Origin of the sequence: Erwinia sp. ErVv1, assembly GCF_900068895.1 — a bacterium.
Taxonomy (GTDB): domain Bacteria; phylum Pseudomonadota; class Gammaproteobacteria; order Enterobacterales; family Enterobacteriaceae; genus Erwinia.
Map to the genome: position 1 here is coordinate 438,495 of NZ_CDPK01000003.1, position 16,488 is coordinate 454,982.

At 50.4% G+C, this 16,488-nt stretch carries 17 protein-coding genes; 10 read left to right on the forward strand and 7 right to left on the reverse strand.

Annotated elements, in window-relative coordinates; all coding sequences use genetic code 11:
- Window positions 1–41: 41 nt before the first annotated feature.
- From purB to rluE, 5 genes are all read right to left on the reverse strand, one after another.
- Entirely contained in the window at window positions 42–1,412 is a 1,371-nt protein-coding gene (purB, locus tag A1830_RS06250; protein WP_067703278.1) for an adenylosuccinate lyase, read from the reverse strand.
- Between the two features lie 32 nt (window positions 1,413–1,444).
- Window positions 1,445–2,089: a high frequency lysogenization protein HflD gene (hflD, locus tag A1830_RS06255; RefSeq protein WP_067703725.1), complete on the reverse strand. Its 645-nt coding sequence runs from the start codon at window positions 2,087–2,089 to the stop codon at window positions 1,445–1,447.
- Window positions 2,090–2,156: 67 nt separating this feature from the next.
- Entirely contained in the window at window positions 2,157–3,260 is a 1,104-nt protein-coding gene (gene mnmA / locus A1830_RS06260) for a tRNA 2-thiouridine(34) synthase MnmA (RefSeq protein WP_067703280.1), read from the reverse strand.
- Between the two features lie 57 nt (window positions 3,261–3,317).
- Window positions 3,318–3,794, reverse strand: coding sequence for an NUDIX domain-containing protein (locus A1830_RS06265; protein ID WP_067703283.1), 477 nt, complete (start codon window positions 3,792–3,794; stop codon window positions 3,318–3,320).
- A 27-nt stretch (window positions 3,795–3,821) separates the two neighbouring features.
- The gene (rluE, locus tag A1830_RS06270) at window positions 3,822–4,472 is read right to left on the reverse strand and encodes a 23S rRNA pseudouridine(2457) synthase RluE (protein ID WP_073980963.1); all 651 of its coding nucleotides are present in this window, start codon (window positions 4,470–4,472) and stop codon (window positions 3,822–3,824) included.
- Window positions 4,473–4,573: 101 nt separating this feature from the next.
- On the opposite strand from rluE, the gene icd reads away from it, so the two are divergent.
- From icd to A1830_RS06305, 6 genes are all read left to right on the forward strand, one after another.
- Window positions 4,574–5,824 carry an NADP-dependent isocitrate dehydrogenase gene (icd, locus tag A1830_RS06275; protein WP_067703287.1) on the forward strand — a complete coding sequence of 417 codons (1,251 nt, stop codon included), beginning with the start codon at window positions 4,574–4,576 and terminating at the stop codon, window positions 5,822–5,824.
- Between the two features lie 256 nt (window positions 5,825–6,080).
- Window positions 6,081–7,121, forward strand: a complete 1,041-nt coding sequence (locus A1830_RS06280) for an IS630 family transposase (RefSeq protein ID WP_067703290.1) — start codon at window positions 6,081–6,083, stop codon at window positions 7,119–7,121.
- Window positions 7,122–7,889: 768 nt separating this feature from the next.
- Entirely contained in the window at window positions 7,890–8,978 is a 1,089-nt protein-coding gene (locus A1830_RS06285) for a glycosyltransferase family 9 protein (protein ID WP_067703292.1), read from the forward strand.
- An 875-nt stretch (window positions 8,979–9,853) separates the two neighbouring features.
- The gene (locus tag A1830_RS06290; protein ID WP_067703294.1) at window positions 9,854–10,195 is read left to right on the forward strand and encodes a hypothetical protein; all 342 of its coding nucleotides are present in this window, start codon (window positions 9,854–9,856) and stop codon (window positions 10,193–10,195) included.
- 148 nt (window positions 10,196–10,343) lie between these two features.
- Window positions 10,344–10,559 (forward strand): helix-turn-helix domain-containing protein, encoded by a 216-nt coding sequence (locus A1830_RS06295; RefSeq protein ID WP_082804104.1) that lies wholly within the window; start codon window positions 10,344–10,346, stop codon window positions 10,557–10,559.
- 705 nt (window positions 10,560–11,264) lie between these two features.
- Window positions 11,265–12,572, forward strand: coding sequence for a ParB/RepB/Spo0J family partition protein (locus A1830_RS06305; protein ID WP_067703303.1), 1,308 nt, complete (start codon window positions 11,265–11,267; stop codon window positions 12,570–12,572).
- A gap of 284 nt (window positions 12,573–12,856) precedes the next feature.
- Here A1830_RS06305 and A1830_RS06310 read toward each other — a convergent pair whose 3' ends face one another.
- On the reverse strand, window positions 12,857–13,333 hold the full coding sequence (locus A1830_RS06310) for a GNAT family N-acetyltransferase (protein ID WP_067703305.1): 477 nt from the start codon (window positions 13,331–13,333) through the stop codon (window positions 12,857–12,859).
- A 463-nt stretch (window positions 13,334–13,796) separates the two neighbouring features.
- On the opposite strand from A1830_RS06310, the gene A1830_RS06315 reads away from it, so the two are divergent.
- The gene (locus A1830_RS06315; RefSeq protein ID WP_073980964.1) at window positions 13,797–14,177 is read left to right on the forward strand and encodes a putative holin; all 381 of its coding nucleotides are present in this window, start codon (window positions 13,797–13,799) and stop codon (window positions 14,175–14,177) included.
- Window positions 14,164–14,451 carry a phage holin family protein gene (locus A1830_RS06320; protein ID WP_067703308.1) on the forward strand — a complete coding sequence of 96 codons (288 nt, stop codon included), beginning with the start codon at window positions 14,164–14,166 and terminating at the stop codon, window positions 14,449–14,451. Before A1830_RS06315 ends, A1830_RS06320 begins: the two co-directional genes overlap by 14 nt.
- 305 nt (window positions 14,452–14,756) lie before the next feature.
- Here the strand turns inward: A1830_RS06320 and A1830_RS06325 are convergent, their stop codons facing one another.
- Entirely contained in the window at window positions 14,757–15,446 is a 690-nt protein-coding gene (locus A1830_RS06325) for an XRE family transcriptional regulator (RefSeq protein ID WP_067703311.1), read from the reverse strand.
- A 204-nt stretch (window positions 15,447–15,650) separates the two neighbouring features.
- Here A1830_RS06325 and A1830_RS06330 point away from each other — a divergent pair, with 204 nt between their 5' ends.
- Both A1830_RS06330 and A1830_RS06335 read left to right on the forward strand, forming a co-directional pair.
- Complete coding sequence (locus A1830_RS06330; protein ID WP_067703314.1) at window positions 15,651–16,118, forward strand: glycoside hydrolase family protein; 468 nt, start codon at window positions 15,651–15,653, stop codon at window positions 16,116–16,118.
- Window positions 16,115–16,459 carry a DUF7940 domain-containing protein gene (locus A1830_RS06335; RefSeq protein ID WP_067703316.1) on the forward strand — a complete coding sequence of 115 codons (345 nt, stop codon included), beginning with the start codon at window positions 16,115–16,117 and terminating at the stop codon, window positions 16,457–16,459. The genes A1830_RS06330 and A1830_RS06335 overlap by 4 nt, the downstream gene beginning before the upstream one ends.
- Window positions 16,460–16,488: the final 29 nt, after the last annotated feature.

A 16,488-nucleotide genomic window follows, 5' to 3' on the forward strand; every position in this document is an offset into this window, starting at 1 on the left:
AGGTTAACGTGGGCCGCCCTGAAGCGGCCCGAAGAGCAGACTTATTTTAAATCATCGACCATCTGAATGGCACGGCCAAGGTAGTTGGCTGGCGTCATGGCTTTGAGGCGGGTTTTCTCCTCTTCCGGCAGCGCCAGGCTGTCGATAAAGGTTTTCATGCCTTCGGCATCAACGCGCTTGCCACGCGTCAACTCTTTGAGTTTTTCATAAGGCTTTTCAATGGCATAACGACGCATAACGGTCTGAATGGGCTCGGCCAGCACTTCCCAGTTATGGTCCAGCTCATCCAGCAGCCGGTCACGGTTGACTTCAAGCTTGGAGATACCTTTCAGCGTCGACTGATAGGCTATCAGCGCATAGCCGATGCCCACGCCCAGATTACGCAGAACGGTAGAGTCGGTCAGATCGCGCTGCCAGCGGGAAAGCGGCAGTTTGCTGGCCAGGTGCTGCATTACCGCATTGGCCAGCCCCAGGTTGCCTTCGGAGTTCTCGAAATCGATGGGGTTGACCTTATGCGGCATGGTGGAGGAGCCAATTTCACCCGCAATGGTTTTCTGCTTAAAGTGATTCAACGCGATATAGCCCCAGACGTCACGATCGAAATCGATCAGGATGGTATTGAATCGCGCCATGCAGTCAAAGAGTTCCGCGATGTAGTCGTGCGGTTCGATCTGCGTGGTGTAGGGGTTCCAGGTAATGCCCAGTGAGGTCACAAAGCTTTCGCTGAGCTGGTGCCAGTCCACTTCCGGATAGGCGGCAATGTGGGCGTTGTAGTTACCGACCGCGCCGTTAATTTTGCCCAGTATCTCAATGCGTTCCAGCTGGCGCAGCTGACGCTCAAAGCGGTAAGCGACGTTGGCCATCTCTTTGCCCAGCGTTGACGGCGTGGCAGGCTGACCATGGGTACGTGAGAGCAGGGGGATATCCCGATACTCGACGGCCAGCGCCTTCACGGCGGTGATAATCTGCTGCCAGTAAGGCAGGATCACCTCGCGGCGCGCGGTTTCAAGCATCAGCGCGTGGGAGAGATTATTAATATCTTCGGAGGTACAGGCGAAGTGAATAAATTCGGATACCGCATGCAGGGCGGGCTGAGAGGCCACTTTTTCTTTCAGAAAGTATTCAACCGCTTTGACATCATGATTGGTGGTGTGCTCGATGGTTTTGATGCGTGCGGCATCATCTTCACTAAAGCTGGCAACAATTTCATCAAGGAAAGCGTTTGCGTCGGCATCAAATGCAGGAACTTCTCCAATTTCTGCACAGGCGGCCAGCTTTTGCAGCCAGCGAACTTCAACCTCTACGCGAAATTTCAGCAGGCCGAATTCGCTGAAAATGCCGCGCAGCGGGCTGACTTTGTCGCCATAGCGGCCATCCACGGGTGAAACGGCAGTCAGAGAGGATAATTCCATCAGTGCAACTCCTGAAAAGGTTAACAAAAAATTTAGAGTGAAGACTCGTCCATTCGGGACAGCATGCGCTTTGCCTCACTGGCAAGGCGATTGCGTGAAAACATCAGCTGCAGCCTGCCGCCGCCGACCTGATGCCACAATACGGCAGCACGGATTCCGGCCAGCAGCGCGGCACGTACTTTACTCTGGATCTGGCTGTTTTGCAGAACAGCCGGGGAACCGGTGACCTGAATACGCGGGCCAAGCGGGCTTATCACGTCGACGTAGATAGCCGCCATCGCACTGAGCAGCGTATCAGAGGTTAACTCGTAGTGCGCCAGCTGGCGGTCCAGCTGTGCGATACGCGAAGCCAGCTCGTCGAGTGCATTTTTATTGGCGCTCAGCTTGCGCTCAAGCACCATCAGGCTCAGCAGGTAGCGGGTCAGCTCCGCGCCTGCACCCTTGCGGCTGCTGCTGTTCAGTACCGCCAGCAGCGTCTCTATACCAAAGCGCAGATTGGATTCATCATTGCCGAATACCGCCAGCGTGGAGCCCGGATTCATATCCACCACGCTTCGCAGAGACGTATCCAGCGCCTCAGCCGGACAGTTTCCCTGATGCGCCAGCTGCTGCACCAGGTGAGCCGACTGGCAGATACCTGCCAGCGCCAGCGTAATATCGTAATAATTTTTCACCAGGGTCACTCCTGTTTGTACCCGGCTGCCCGGTCAACGCGTCGGGCAGCATATTGTCGCCGCAAAGCCGTTATAGCAGCGGCAGGCGCGCTTCGATAATACCGCCGCCCAGGCAAATTTCATCAAGATAAAATACGGCTGACTGGCCTGGCGTCACCGCGGCGACCGGCTGGTCGAAGCGAACTTCCAGACGATCGTCACCCAGCGGGGTGACCGTACAGGCAATATCGGCCTGACGATAACGCGTTTTCACCGTGCAGCGCAGCGGCGCGCGTAACGTCTCGCGGTCAACCCAGTGCAGCTGCTGTGCGACAAGCCCCAGCGACATCAGGCGGGGATGCTCATGGCCCTGCGCAACCACCAGCAGGTTATTCGCCACGTCTTTGTCCACCACATACCAGGGATCTTCGCTGCCCTCGCGGGTGCCGCCAATCCCCAGGCCTTTACGCTGACCGAGGGTATGGTACATCAGTCCCTGATGCTCGCCGACCGTTTCGCCTTCGGTGGTGACAATGGCACCCGGCTGTGCGGGCAGATAGCGGCCGAGGAAATCGCGGAATTTACGCTCCCCGATAAAGCAGATGCCGGTAGAGTCTTTTTTCGCCGCTGTCACCAGCTCCAGCTGTTCCGCCAGACGGCGCACCTCCGGCTTGGAGAGTTCGCCTACCGGGAACAGGCTCTGCGCAATCTGCTGGTGGCTAAGCGTGTAGAGGAAGTAGCTCTGGTCTTTATTGTCGTCCAGCCCCCGCAGCAGGCGGCTTTTACCGTCAACGTCCTGACGCCGCACGTAGTGACCGGTGGCGATGTAGTCCGCACCCAAATCTTCTGCGGCATGCTCGAGGAAGGCTTTAAATTTGATCTCTTTATTGCAGAGAATGTCGGGGTTAGGGGTGCGGCCCGCCTTATACTCCTCCAGGAAGAGTTCAAAAACGTTGTCCCAGTACTCTGCGGCAAAGTTTACGGTGTGCAGCACCATGCCCAGTTTGTCACAGACCGCCTGTGCATCAGCCAGATCCTCTGCGGCGGTGCAGTATTCCTCACCGTCGTCCTCCTCCCAGTTTTTCATAAACAGGCCTTCGACCTGGTAACCCTGCTGTTGCAGTAACCAGGCAGAAACGGAGGAGTCGACGCCGCCGGACATGCCGACGATCACTTTTTTCTGGCTTTGAGACATGAGAAATACCTGACGTTAGTGGCGATGGAAAAGCGCCCCGTAAAATTGCGGCGTAGTTTACCACGCGTCCGGGGCGGGCGCATCCTCGCTAAACGGCCACTGGAAGGCGCTCAGCACCTCTAGCGGATAGCGCGTACCCTGCTGATAAATAAGAATGCTTTCTGCAACCAGCGGAGAACGCAGCTTTTTCGCGCTCAGAATTTCTTCGGCAGGCAGCCACCAGCAGCGGTCAATATCGCGATCCTGCGGATAGGTGGGCAGCACTTTCGGTAAATCCAGCGCGAATAAAAAACGTAAAAACGGCGTATTATCGGGCGCGATCCACTGATGCAGACGGAGAAAAGCCTGAGGAACGCCCTCAATGCCGGTTTCCTCATAGAGTTCGCGCGCGGCAGCCTGAAGCAGCGTCTCATTAGCTTCGAGATGGCCTGCCGGCTGGTTCCAGGTGGCGCGACCGCGCACCATCTCTTCCACCACCAGATACTGACCTTCAGCCTGCACCACGGTGGCTACGGTAACGTGCGGTTTAAACATGCCTGCCTCCTTGAAAAGAGTGATAACTCACAGCGAACACGCGTCGGTGATATCGCGCCATTCGCCGGGAGCAAGGTCCTGCAACTGTAGCGGGCCCATGGCAAAACGTATCAGACGCAGCGTCGGGAAGCCAATATGCGCCGTCATTCTCCGGACCTGACGGTTACGCCCTTCAAAAAGGGTAATCTTAAGCCAGCGGGTGGGGATTGCTTTGCGCTCGCGAATGGGCGGATTGCGCGGCCACAGCCACTCTGGCTCCTGCACCCGCGCCACCTGAGCAGGCAGCGTGGGGCCATCTTTCAGCAGCACGCCATTTCGCAGCGGCCGGAGATCGTCATCGCTGGGATCGCCTTCGACCTGGACAAAATAAATTTTACCGGTTCGTTTTCCCGGCTGTGTTAGCCTGGCCTGAAGCGGCCCGTCGTTAGTCAGCACCATCAGGCCCTCGCTGTCACGATCCAGGCGACCCGCCGCGTAGACGTCAGCCACCGGAATAAAATCCTTTAGCGTGCCGCGGCCCGCTTCGTCGGTGAACTGAGGCAGCACGTCGAAGGGTTTGTTAAAAATTATGATACGTCGGGGCCCCTTAGCGGCAGCGGGCGCGGAGGGGCGTTTAACGCGGTGATTCATAAGGGAAGATTTACGCATAGTCTTTGCACTGAGTGATAATGAGCGCATTATACCGCAAACCCGAGATGATTGGCGCGACGTCAATATTCAAGTAGTATTGACGCGCATCTTACAAATCATTAACAAAAAAGCGTTCGAAGGAGAGGTTAATGGAAAGCAAAGTAGTTGTTCCGGCGGAAGGTCAGAAAATCACCCTGGATCAGGGAAAACTGAACGTACCAAACAACCCAATCATCCCGTTTATTGAAGGTGATGGTATTGGCATTGATGTGTCACCCGTAATGATCAAAGTGGTCGATGCCGCTGTACAGAAAGCTTATAACGGTGACCGTAAAATCTCCTGGATGGAAATTTACACCGGCGAAAAATCGGTCGCGCTCTATGGCCAGGACGTCTGGCTGCCGGAAGAGACGCTGGATCTGATTAAAGAGTATCGCGTGGCAATCAAAGGCCCTCTGACCACCCCGGTCGGCGGCGGTATTCGTTCACTGAACGTGGCACTGCGCCAGCAGCTTGATCTCTACATCTGCCTGCGTCCGGTGCGCTATTACACCGGTACGCCAAGCCCGGTTAAACGCCCGGAAGACACGGATATGGTGATTTTCCGCGAGAACGCTGAAGATATTTATGCCGGTATCGAGTGGAAGGCGGGTTCTGCCGAAGCGGATAAAGTGATCAAGTTCCTGCGCGACGAAATGGGCGTTAACAAAATTCGCTTCCCAGAACAGTGTGGTATCGGCGTGAAGCCGTGCTCAGAAGAGGGGACTAAGCGCCTGGTGCGTGCGGCGATCGAGTACGCGATCGCTAACGATCGCGACTCCGTGACGCTGGTGCACAAGGGCAACATCATGAAGTTCACCGAAGGCGCTTTCAAAGACTGGGGATACCAGCTGGCGAAAGAAGCATTCGGCGGCGAGCTGATTGACGGTGGTCCGTGGATGAAAATTAAGAATCCAAACACCGGTAAAGAGATCGTTGTTAAAGACGTGATCGCCGATGCGTTCCTGCAGCAGATCCTGTTACGCCCGGCCGAGTACGATGTGATTGCCTGTATGAACCTGAACGGTGACTACATTTCTGATGCCCTGGCGGCGCAGGTAGGCGGCATCGGTATTGCGCCTGGTGCGAACATTGGCGACGAATGCGCGCTGTTTGAAGCGACCCACGGCACGGCACCTAAGTATGCCGGTCAGGATAAAGTGAACCCAGGTTCCGTTATTCTGTCAGCGGAAATGATGCTGCGTCATATGGGCTGGACCGAAGCCGCAGACCTGATTATCAAAGGTATGGAAGGGGCTATTGCCGCCAAAACCGTCACCTACGATTTTGAGCGTCTGATGGACGGCGCTAAGCTGCTGAAATCGTCAGAGTTCGGCGATGCTATGATTCAGCACATGTAAGTGTGCCGATCGGCGGGGGCGTTCTGCTCCCGCTATCCATTAAGCCGGATCAAAGTCTTCTGTACAACTCCGGCTAAACCCCTTCTGAATTTCTTACCCTCATGTTTCTTATCAACCAGCCTGTCGGCTATAACGGATTGCCTTGATGGATACTAAATAACTGCGCTTAATAGTAGATCACTGAAGGGAACTCAATCCGGTTTGAGCGATCTGATCAATCGCCAAACATCACAAATCATCACAACCGGACTGAGTTATGCCGATCATAGCACCGATACCCAATAATGAAAGACGCCAGATGGAAAAAATTGTCCATAAAACAACAGATAAAAACCATTCCAGACGCCTTATGGCCATGCTGATGTTGCATCGTGGTGAATCGCTCAGTTATGTCGCTAAAACCCTGTGTGCAGCGCGTTCCTCTGTCGGTCGCTGGATTAACTGGTTCACATTATTTGGTATCGAAGGTCTAAAAAGTCTTCCGGCCGGACGTCAAAAAAAGTGGCCAGTGGAAGCGATGTTGCGCATGCTTGATTTACTGATTCAGCGCTCTCCTCAGGACTTCGGGTATCTGCGGTCACGGTGGAGCACCGAGATGTTAACGATTGGACTTAATAAGTTATTTAACTCAACGTTGCATCCTGGCTCAGTTCGCCGTTGGTTACCCGGGGCGGGAATTGTCTGGCGAAGAGCGGCTCCGACACTGCATATTCGCGATCCTCACAAAGAGGAAAAACTGGCAGCGATTGATGAAGCATTAGAAAAAAACTGCGCTGACCATCCGGTCTTTTACGAGGATGAAGTGGATATCGATTTGAATCCCAAAATCGGCGCTGACTGGCAGAAAAAAGGGCAGCAAAAACGTATACCTACGCCGGGAAAAAATGAAAAGCATTACCTTGCAGGAGCCCTTCATGCGGGAACTGGCCGGGTGGACTACGTCAGCGGGACAAGTAAGAACTCAGGTTTATTTATCAATATTTTACGTAAGTTGAAAAGCACATACCGCAGTGCAAAAACAATTACGCTAATCGTTGATAATTACATCATTCACAAGAGCAAAAAAACGTTGAAATGGTTGAAGGATAATCCGAAATTTATTGTTATTTATCAGCCAATTTACTCTCCGTGGATAAACAAAATAGAGCTCTTATGGTTGGCCTTGCACGAAACCGTCACGCGCAATCATCGCTGCAAAACAATGTGGCAATTATTGAATAATGTCAGACAATTTATGGAAGTCGCTTCACCTTTCCCTGGCAACAAACACGGGCTAACGAAAGTGAAGCGGTATTAAGCGCAGTTATTTAGTATGCGCCAGATATTCAGCGGCTAAGAGGTCATAACGACTATACGAGTCGCTGGTGACATGAGTCATCAAGACAGCTGCGTAATCAAAAGCGTTTTGTTAAGTACATAGCGCCACTGCGTACTGGTAAGCCATCGAAACCTTGCTTTCCTCAGGTTGCTTTGGCTACTGTGTTGTAACATATCTTTGATAATGCCATTTGAACAGGAGTGATTTTTTCACGTTTCAAATGCTTTTATAGAACCATGAAAATCTGCCAGCAGGAAATACTTTTAATAGCCTTTGATTTTTTCAAATCAAAAAGAGGGGATGCCGCTTGAAGTCACTCATAAATTTGAGTAAATCTGCTTATGCCTTAGAGGCATGGAATGTCAGGTGAGCATATATGGGGTTCAGGTTGATAAAAAGGAATTTAGTATGTCTGTGAGAGAAATTACTCGTTAAGAATGAACGCGCCTGGGAGTGAAAGACAACCTGCAAGTATGCGCCTTTCTGTTGTACTACTCATGATAACCGGGGTCGAAACCCTTGAGTTTGGGGCATTTCAAAAGACCGGGACTCACTTCGTTTGCACTGAATGCAAATTGAGTGATGAAATTCTGGATATAAAGAAGTAATATTCGTGTGTAGCAGAAAGTTATGATGTTCGGCTCGGATCCCTTTCAGGGAAAATCGAACCCTTCCATAGGCGATGCTTCACTGCTCTTTACGTAATGTTATATATCCAGCACTTTGTTCAATCAGGCCGGGATTTAAATGTCAAGTTTTGAGAAAAAAATGGTGGTTTTAGGTTGGGTTCTAAACCTGGTCCGGAAAAAACCCAGGTCTATTATCACTGAGAGAGAAGCAGCAATGGCTCAAAGTATTGTGATAATAAATAATAAAAGGCTGGGTGACTTTCTCTTTTGTACGCCTGCAATCAGAGCATTGCGTGAAAAGAATCCATCCGCTAAAATAACTGTAATAACCAGTCAGCAAAACTCAGACTTGATAGGTGATAATCCCTATATAGATGAAGTTCTTTTCATGGGAGACTCATTCAAAGAAGCTATAAGAATGGGTAAAATTTTACGCACAATGAAACCTGATCTGGGGATCATTTTTCACTCAAAATTACCTTATGATATCATAGCATTAACAGTGGCCGATACTAAATGCATACTCAAACACTATTTCGGTAATGAAAAAAAAGTACTGATTGATGTTTGTGATGCAGTCGTTATAGGGGGGGAGAAGCCGCCAGTAATGAACGATCTCGAACTGATAGAGAAAATTGGCATTACTAATAATAATACAGAAATGTTTTTTCCTTATCCATTGCCGCCGAAGAAAACAGAGAGCCTTTCCGTGGGGATTCAGTTAGGTGCTTCTGGTAAAAATAGATTTTTTCCAGAGGAAGTTGCTGTTGATATGGTATCGGAAATAAATGCAACGTATCCTGGTTGTGAATTCCATCTTATCGGGTCCACTCAGGAGAAGTCATTAGGTGAAAGTTTCACTCAGAAAATAAACGAGAATTGTAAAGCCAGATTAACTAATCATATTGGTGCGACTAGTATTTCGCAGTTAGCCGAAATTATCAATAATTTCACTGTACTGGTCACACCCGATACGGGGTGTTTACATATCGCCACTGCATTGAAAACAAAAACAGTTAGCCTATTTCTAATAAGGTCGCCAGGTGCAAGTATCCCTCAGCAGGATAATGCCAATCATCATGTTTTGTATGCATCGGATTATGCTGATTTCAGTAATATTAAAGAAGGTGAAAGTGCACTTAAGTGTATTCCCACTCGTGAGATTATCGATGGCGTATTGTACATGATGACTTCAGGGTTGTCATAAGCACTTCAAGAGGGTAGTCATAAGCGTATTCAGGAGGGGGGAGCCTGTTTTTGCGCTTATCGCTTAAATCCGCTTTGCTGAGTTCACAGGCTGTACTTCCATGAGGCGCTTTGAGCGGATTTGATGTACCTTTCAGCTCTCTTTAGAAATTAAGCCTTAAATAGCTATCCTTTAACTATTTGTATAAATACTTTTATAATGCAGAGACCCCCTGAGCCTGCTTACGGATCAGTTAGTAGTTGCTCCCTTAAGCTGTACAGCATTCCTCCATGTGGTATTAGTTCTCATTTCTAGTAGTAGTCTCAAAAAATCTCCCCGGAAACTCTCCATAATCGACCTCCTCAACACCCAGGCTATATGCAGAACGGTTTACTTCTTATTTGTTTAACTAATTTTCGCACTCACTTTGAAATGATATAAGTCACGGTGTTGACTATATCACTAATAAATCTCAGGCCATTTTAAAATATAGTGCCAGGCAGTGTTTAGGTTAAAAAACTTATTAGGTGAGTTATTTAGATTTTATAGGGTTTTATGGTGTCAATGGCGCTTCCAGGCAGCTTTTTTTAGCATATTACACTGATGAAAGCCACTTTATCGGGATCTTGCTGTATTGTTGCTCAAATTGGGAGCGGGTAAGGATTGCTAAGGCGGGGTGTAGTATATAGTCTACAGGTTCTCCTGTGATGGGTTGAAAGTGATTACATGTCTGTCATAAAAAGGGACCGTCACTAAAAAATAAACCTTAGTGATAAACTCCATGTTTACCATCTGTATAACGCATAATAAAGTAACCAGTAAATACAGTACCACTTATTATTAATTTCTTTATAAGGAAATTCTCAAATAATATCTCAAGTCGTCTGGGGGCTGAAATGGAAAAAATGCAGTTTTTCTCACTTTTATCACGCTGGCCTTTGGTTGAATTTAACCATATTAAGGTTGTTGAATATTATGAAGAAGAGAGCGTTCTACCTAAAAAGGATTTGTATATTCATCACTTAACGAAGCATGATGCTCAGCTCTTTCTTTGCCATGTCCCGCCGCACAGGGATGTTGATGATTTGCTGGCCGTCTACACGGATTGGCTGAAAGACTATGGTAAAGTCAGGCGGGCAAGTACCGATCCGGGCAAGCCATATCACTATCATACTGTGCAAGCTGAATCAGAGGAGCGGGTTTCAGAAAAGCGGTTCAGTAATATTCTGGAGGGTTAATCTTCTTCCAGACTCCCTGTCGTTAATTGCGACCCGTTATCACTTTGATTTGGCTTGCTGTAATAGCGATTTGATTGATTAAAGATTGTCGTACTTAATCAGGTTTTGCCTTAAATATTCTCAGTGAATGTTAAATTTGGAAAACCCTATGTACAAATCTCTGCTGCTGAGAGTGGGCGTGATGATACGTCAGCTCAGGCGACGAAAAGGGCTGAGTCAGCTGGACCTCAGCCACCTGGCACATATGGACAGAAGCTATCTGAGTGAGGTTGAGAACGGCAAGCGTAATATTAGCCTTTCGAGCCTTGTGCGCATCGCGCAGGCGCTGGACGTATCTGCGGAAATCCTGATTGACAAAGGCTAGTGAGAAAACAAAGCTTTCAAATCATTTTCACAAAAATCATGTCGTTCATGCTATAGAAATTTTTGGCCTGAACTTAAACGCGTTGACCGGCTTATTAGGTTGTTAAATAACGTCTGACATTCTGTCTTTATGCATTTTCTTATCACGATTATCGTGGGAAGTTCAGCTGCTGGGTCTTTACCCTCCCGGCAGTTTTTTTTATTACTCTTTTCTCCTTTTTTCACATCCGTCCTCTTCTGGTTGAGCCCGCACGACAAGGTTAACGTAGCCCGCTTCAGGCCTTTTCCCTTCAAAAAGGGGATAGCTGCGTCAGCTATCCATTCCACCTGACCCGCGCAGCAGCAGCAGGCATCGGGCTGAATTGCAGTCCAGAATAGAAATATCACCGCTGTTTGGCTGTATTCCCCCAGGCCATATCTTGCGTGCTTCACCGGCGTGAAAAGGGTCTGGCTGCGGCTTTTCTACCCAGCTGTTAAGCCGCAGGCCGTGCCCAGGCATTGCGGATAACAATGCAATCGTCGTGGTGACGTGGGCGCGATCGCTCAGCTGCAGGCAGTTGCGACGTAAAACCTCAATTACCGGTCCGTGGTGATAAACAGGGCAGCGAATACAGGTTCCTGAAATGACTTTCCTGTCACGATAGCCGTACGTCCTGCGTGTTGATTGCGCCGCTGATGTTAACTCTTTTTTGGAGACGGTAAGCAAATGACAACACTTTCTCAGCTGTATAAATCTTCTGACCCGCATGGTCTGAAAGCCAGTGCGGTCCCAACCTGGCTGGTGCCCATTGCCGAACTCTATGCTGAGCCGGGTTATAACATTCGTGACATTGACTGGGATCAGATTCAGGTTTTTCGCGACGCTTTTCTTGCCGGGGAACCTGTGCCGCCATTGTCCGTACAGGCTACTGCAAAAGGGGTGAAGATCGTTGATGGGCATCATCGCTATTATGGGGCAGTAATGGCCATTGAGGCGGGCTTCAATATAACGCATCTTGCCTGTGAAGACCTGAGCGGGACGGAAGCCGATCGTCTGGTCCTGATGCTGTCCCGCATCCAGAGTAAACCATTGAGCGTACTGGAGCGGGCGGTCGCTTACCTAAGGCTGCATAACCTTGGTCTGAGCAACACGGAAATAGCCAGGCGCGTTAACCGCTCCAGGAGCGATATCAGTCGGCATCTCACGCTTTTAGCCTGTGATGAAGAGTTGTTAGCCATGGTGCGAACGGGCGATATTGCCGCGACAACCGCCCTGGCACTTTCGCATGAGTACGGTAACCTCGCGGTAAGCATTGTCAGGGCGCGACTAAAAGCCGTAAAGGCGATGGGTAAAAAAAAACTTACCCGTAATGATTCCATTCTCAGGTTTGACGCTACCCGGGCCCGACGGTTGATGGAGCTGATTGCTGAGGCTGAGGTTAAGCAAAACTCCGCTGGCTCCAGGACGCTGGTGGTTTCTGAGGAAAAACTCAGGGAGATCCTGATCATCGTTGGACAGTACCGGATGGCCGCCGGAAAGGGCAGCACGTCAGGCGCGCACGCTGTGCAGCCTTATCCGGCTTCTGAATACCCTGTAGCCAAGGCCGACATGATCAGAAGCAGCGGCATTAAAGTATGGGCCTGCGCCGCAGCGGCTTTCGGCGATAAGGCTGAATATACCCTGCTGGAGTCGAAGTATGCCCATCTGTGGGCTGCGGATGACGTGGAACAGCCGGAAGTTGTGGTGGTACTTCCGCCTAAGCGGGCTCGAGTCGTGCAGAAAAGAGCCAGCGGCGATTCAAAATCGCTGCGGCGATGGCTGGATGGCTGGTTTGGCGATGCGGACGTTAAGGAAGAGATGTTTGAGCGTTTTAGTACCGTGGCGGCCGAAACCCGTGAGGAGCGGGGGATGAGCATGGATGAGTTTTTAGCTGTCGCTGGGCGCACCCGAAGTGAGAGCTGGGGAAATATCAGGCTGTTGCGCACTGAGATTCGGGAGGTATTAACGCTTGAGGATAAGGGTAAGCAGGAATAACAGAGCCATGGTTAATCAAGTGAAACCACGGATATCCGTTACGGTTGAGTCACGGATATCCGCTATTACGCCTGTCAGCGCGATATAATCCCCACTCAGCCTTTATCTGATTACCAGAACCATGAGGACATGGCAAAGCAGTAGACCAGAGTGAGGGTAAGCAGAGCGAACTCGATGGGTTTGATGAAATACACAGCATCATGTCAGCGTTAAGGATAAGTAGAATCTACATCGGTTTGAATTACGGAAACTTTAATCTAAATTTTTATCCTGCTGCTAACGCCTCACTCCGTCAGGTCGCACGCCATCTCCACGCTGCTCAATTCGCCTGCCGTCGGAGAGTGATAGATACCTTCACGCACCACGCGAAACCCATGCCGCTGATAAAAAGTACAGGCATTCGGCGTTGAATCGAGCGTCAGCCTGCGTATTCCCCTTTTCAGGGCTTCATCTTTGATCGCCTGCAAAATGCGACCGGCCAGCCCTCGGCCCATAAAGTCCGGCAGCGTAAAAATCGCTTCCACGCTCTGCTGTTTCAGATCCAGAAAGCCGGTGGCAACCGGAATCCGCCCCCCGGGCGCATCGATGACATAGAAGGGATTGTCTGCAATGGTGCGTGGGAAACCGGCGGGCATGGCATCGGGCGTCCAGGCACCGATCGTTGATGCGCCGTAAACGTCTTTGCATCCATAACGGATGGCAAGGTTACGGATGCGCCAGAGCGCGTTTGCCTCATCGGGTGAGGCCAGTCTTATCTCCATCTCCTCTCCTTATTTTCTCAATCCGTACGTTTCATCCTTCAGATTGTGGATATACCCCCCCGCGTGGTGGGGCAGGGGAACCGGTTGATGACTCATCCATTCTTAATCGCCGGATGCGACATCACAATGATCCCCGGTCTGAGTTTCAGGGCATGATTTCAAGCGGGAACAACGGGTTAAAATTATCAGTTTCTCACGCTCACGCGTACGCAATTATCGATCTACATTAAAAGCATGCTAATTAAGAACGCGCAGGCCACTCACCTGACGCTTACTTTATATACCACATCTGGCCTTATTACACATTTCCTAACCATTCGTCGAACTGATAAAGCTGGCGTAGCGTGACGTTCCTGTCCCGTAAGCGTTTTGTCAGATGACAGCCTTAAGTCGTTACCATAACGACGCCGAACGGGGTACTTATCTCTGGCAACCAGGGCATTGCAGTAACAAGGGGGGCAGTATGATCGGGCATTTGATAGCAGTTGGTACTGGCGCGGCTGCGGTCGCGGGAACGGGCCTGGAAAGTCATCCGGGGTTGGTCAACTACAGCGTGCTGTTTGGCGCTTTTGCGGGCGCGGTTTTTTATGTCGCCAGCGCATCTGATATGCGACTTCTGGTGCGTGCCGCCTACTTTTTGGTTTCAATGATCGTAGGGGTGTTTGGGTCAGGGCTGGCGGGCGCAAAGCTGGCACAGATCCTGGGTTACAGCGATCGTCCGCTGGATGGGCTGGGGGCCATTCTGCTCTCGGCACTGGCGATTAAAACCCTGACCTTTATTAATCAACAGAATCCGGTTATCTGGCTGGCTCGCTGGCGAGGAGGATATCATGGTAATAAGTGATCCGTTGGTCATTGCCAATGTGGCGATCTGTATGGCGATTGTGCTACGGCTAATGTCCTTCCGCAGAGAGGGGTCTTCATACCAAAAATGGGCATCCTGGCTCGCTTATCTGATGATTCTGGCCTACGCGTCGGTGCCTTTCCGCTTCTTTTTCGATCATTATGAACATACGTCATGGGCAATTATCACCATTAATTTGCTGATCTGCGCCGCGGTATACCGCGCCAGCGGCAACGTTGCGGTGGTATTTGCCGTATTCAGGCAGCATAAATAGCCCTGATTAAAACCTTATCCTGTCGCCGCAGCCTGCTGGCGACAGGTTTTTTTTATTTTTCCGGCGGAGGCAGAGACAGGGCTTTATAAACCCGGGGCGAGCATCCGGTTAGCGCCTGCGTCATTTTTCTGTCGAGCCGTTTACAATTTTCTTTGTAGCGCAGTGCGCGGCGTTGGCGTGAGTTCATCGGCAAGCTCTCTTTTAGGGTGAAGGTAAGATAAGCCTGGAAGCTGAATTGATATGCGTCAAGCGCATATGTTGGTGGGAATATAAAGAGGCCCGTTTACCGGGACCTCTGTGGGGGGTTAACCATGGCGCCGGAACTGCTGTGACTGACTCAGCAACACGCGACCCGCTACGTTCAACATCGCCATTTCGTGATGAGATATGGTCCACTCTTTATAACGGGGATTGTCGGATATGACATAAAGTTCCGTTTTAACTTTCTGTAAACGCTTAACAAAAGTGTCTCCGTTGAAGTCGAAAACGTATATGCCATCCCCGTCAAAGGATGACACGCTGACATCAACAAAAATCAGATCGCCTGGCTCAATAGTGCCTTCCATACTGTCGCCACGAACATTGATTAATTTAACGTACGCTTCCGGTTTATTGCCAAAAATTACGCTTGCCTCATTTCTGACATATTCAATGGATTTAATGACTTCTACCACTTCTCTGGCGGGTGGATCCACGCCTTCGCTGGCGGCAAAATCAAGAACATCAACACGATACACATCACCTCTCCTCACGCTGGTTAACGAATCAACACTGGATAAAACCCCAGTATTGTTTAGTTCTCCTGATGAGAATAGCTCAGAAACGGGCACGGTGAGGGCATCGGCAATTTTTTGTAGCAACGCATCACTGTAACCCTGCCGGCCACGCTCAAGGCGGGACAGGTTACCCACGTCACTTTCAACCCGCAGGGCAAGCTCATGCAGGGTCATGTTATTAGCTTTACGAAGCTGTCTGATTCTTTCTCCAGGTTTCATCGGGTTATTACACCTTTTTTATGCGTATCACGCAAAGCGCCTTGCGCATTTTTAAGGGGCATCCTAATATGCGTATAACGCATTATTTTTCTTGCCCGTAAAATGATGCGCCGTATTATCCCGCTCTTTAACAGCCTGAACGCGCCGATACAGGTGCCCGAAAAATGCTACCGGTTATCTTTCACGTTAAAGAGGGGGTTCATCATGAGCCAGATTGTCTCCATTTTGAAGTATGAAGAGGGCTACCGGGACGAACCGTTTATCGATTCGTTAGGCTATCCCACCGTAGGTTGTGGCATCAAAATCGGTCCGAAAGGCGCCTCTCTGACCAGCTATATCTTCAAGGTTCCCCGACAGGTCGGTGAACTGTGGATGCAAACGCTGGTTGAGGGGAAGATTTTTGCGATGCAGCAACGTCCCCTGCTGGCCAGTGCGCTGGATCAGTGTAACGACGCGCGTTCAGACATTCTTTACAGTATGGCTTATCAGATGGGAGTGGAGGGCCTGAGCGGCTTCAGTAATACGCTTGCCGCCATTGCCCGAGGAGACTTTTCGTCCGCTGCTGATGGTATGTTAAACAGCCTGTGGGCCAGGCAGACACCCGCCAGAGCGAAGCGACACGCGGACGTGATGCGCAGCGGCAGCTATGAAAGCTATCGGGGGCTGCTATGAAATTTTCCCTTTATCTGAGCGGCGTAGTGATTGCGCTGCTGCTGCTGTTGGTGATTCGTCGCTACAGCTCAGTGGAGTTTGTACTGCATGCCAGGCTGCTGTTTAAAACCTGGTCGGTGTGGCTGGCTTCACTTGGCTCCGCGATAAGCGCATGGGTTCACTCATTTCCCGATTCTGCCATGCAGGCCTGGCAGATGCTGCCCGCTGACGTTAAGAGCGTTATCCCCCCAAATTATCTTGGCCTGATTGGCGCGTTTATGGTCGCCATGGCGGTGATGGCGCAGTTTGTTCGCCAGCGCACGCTGGCTGATGAGCGTCAAAAGCTCGACTGTCATCACTGATACTCCTCGTTTCACCGCGTTCCATCTGT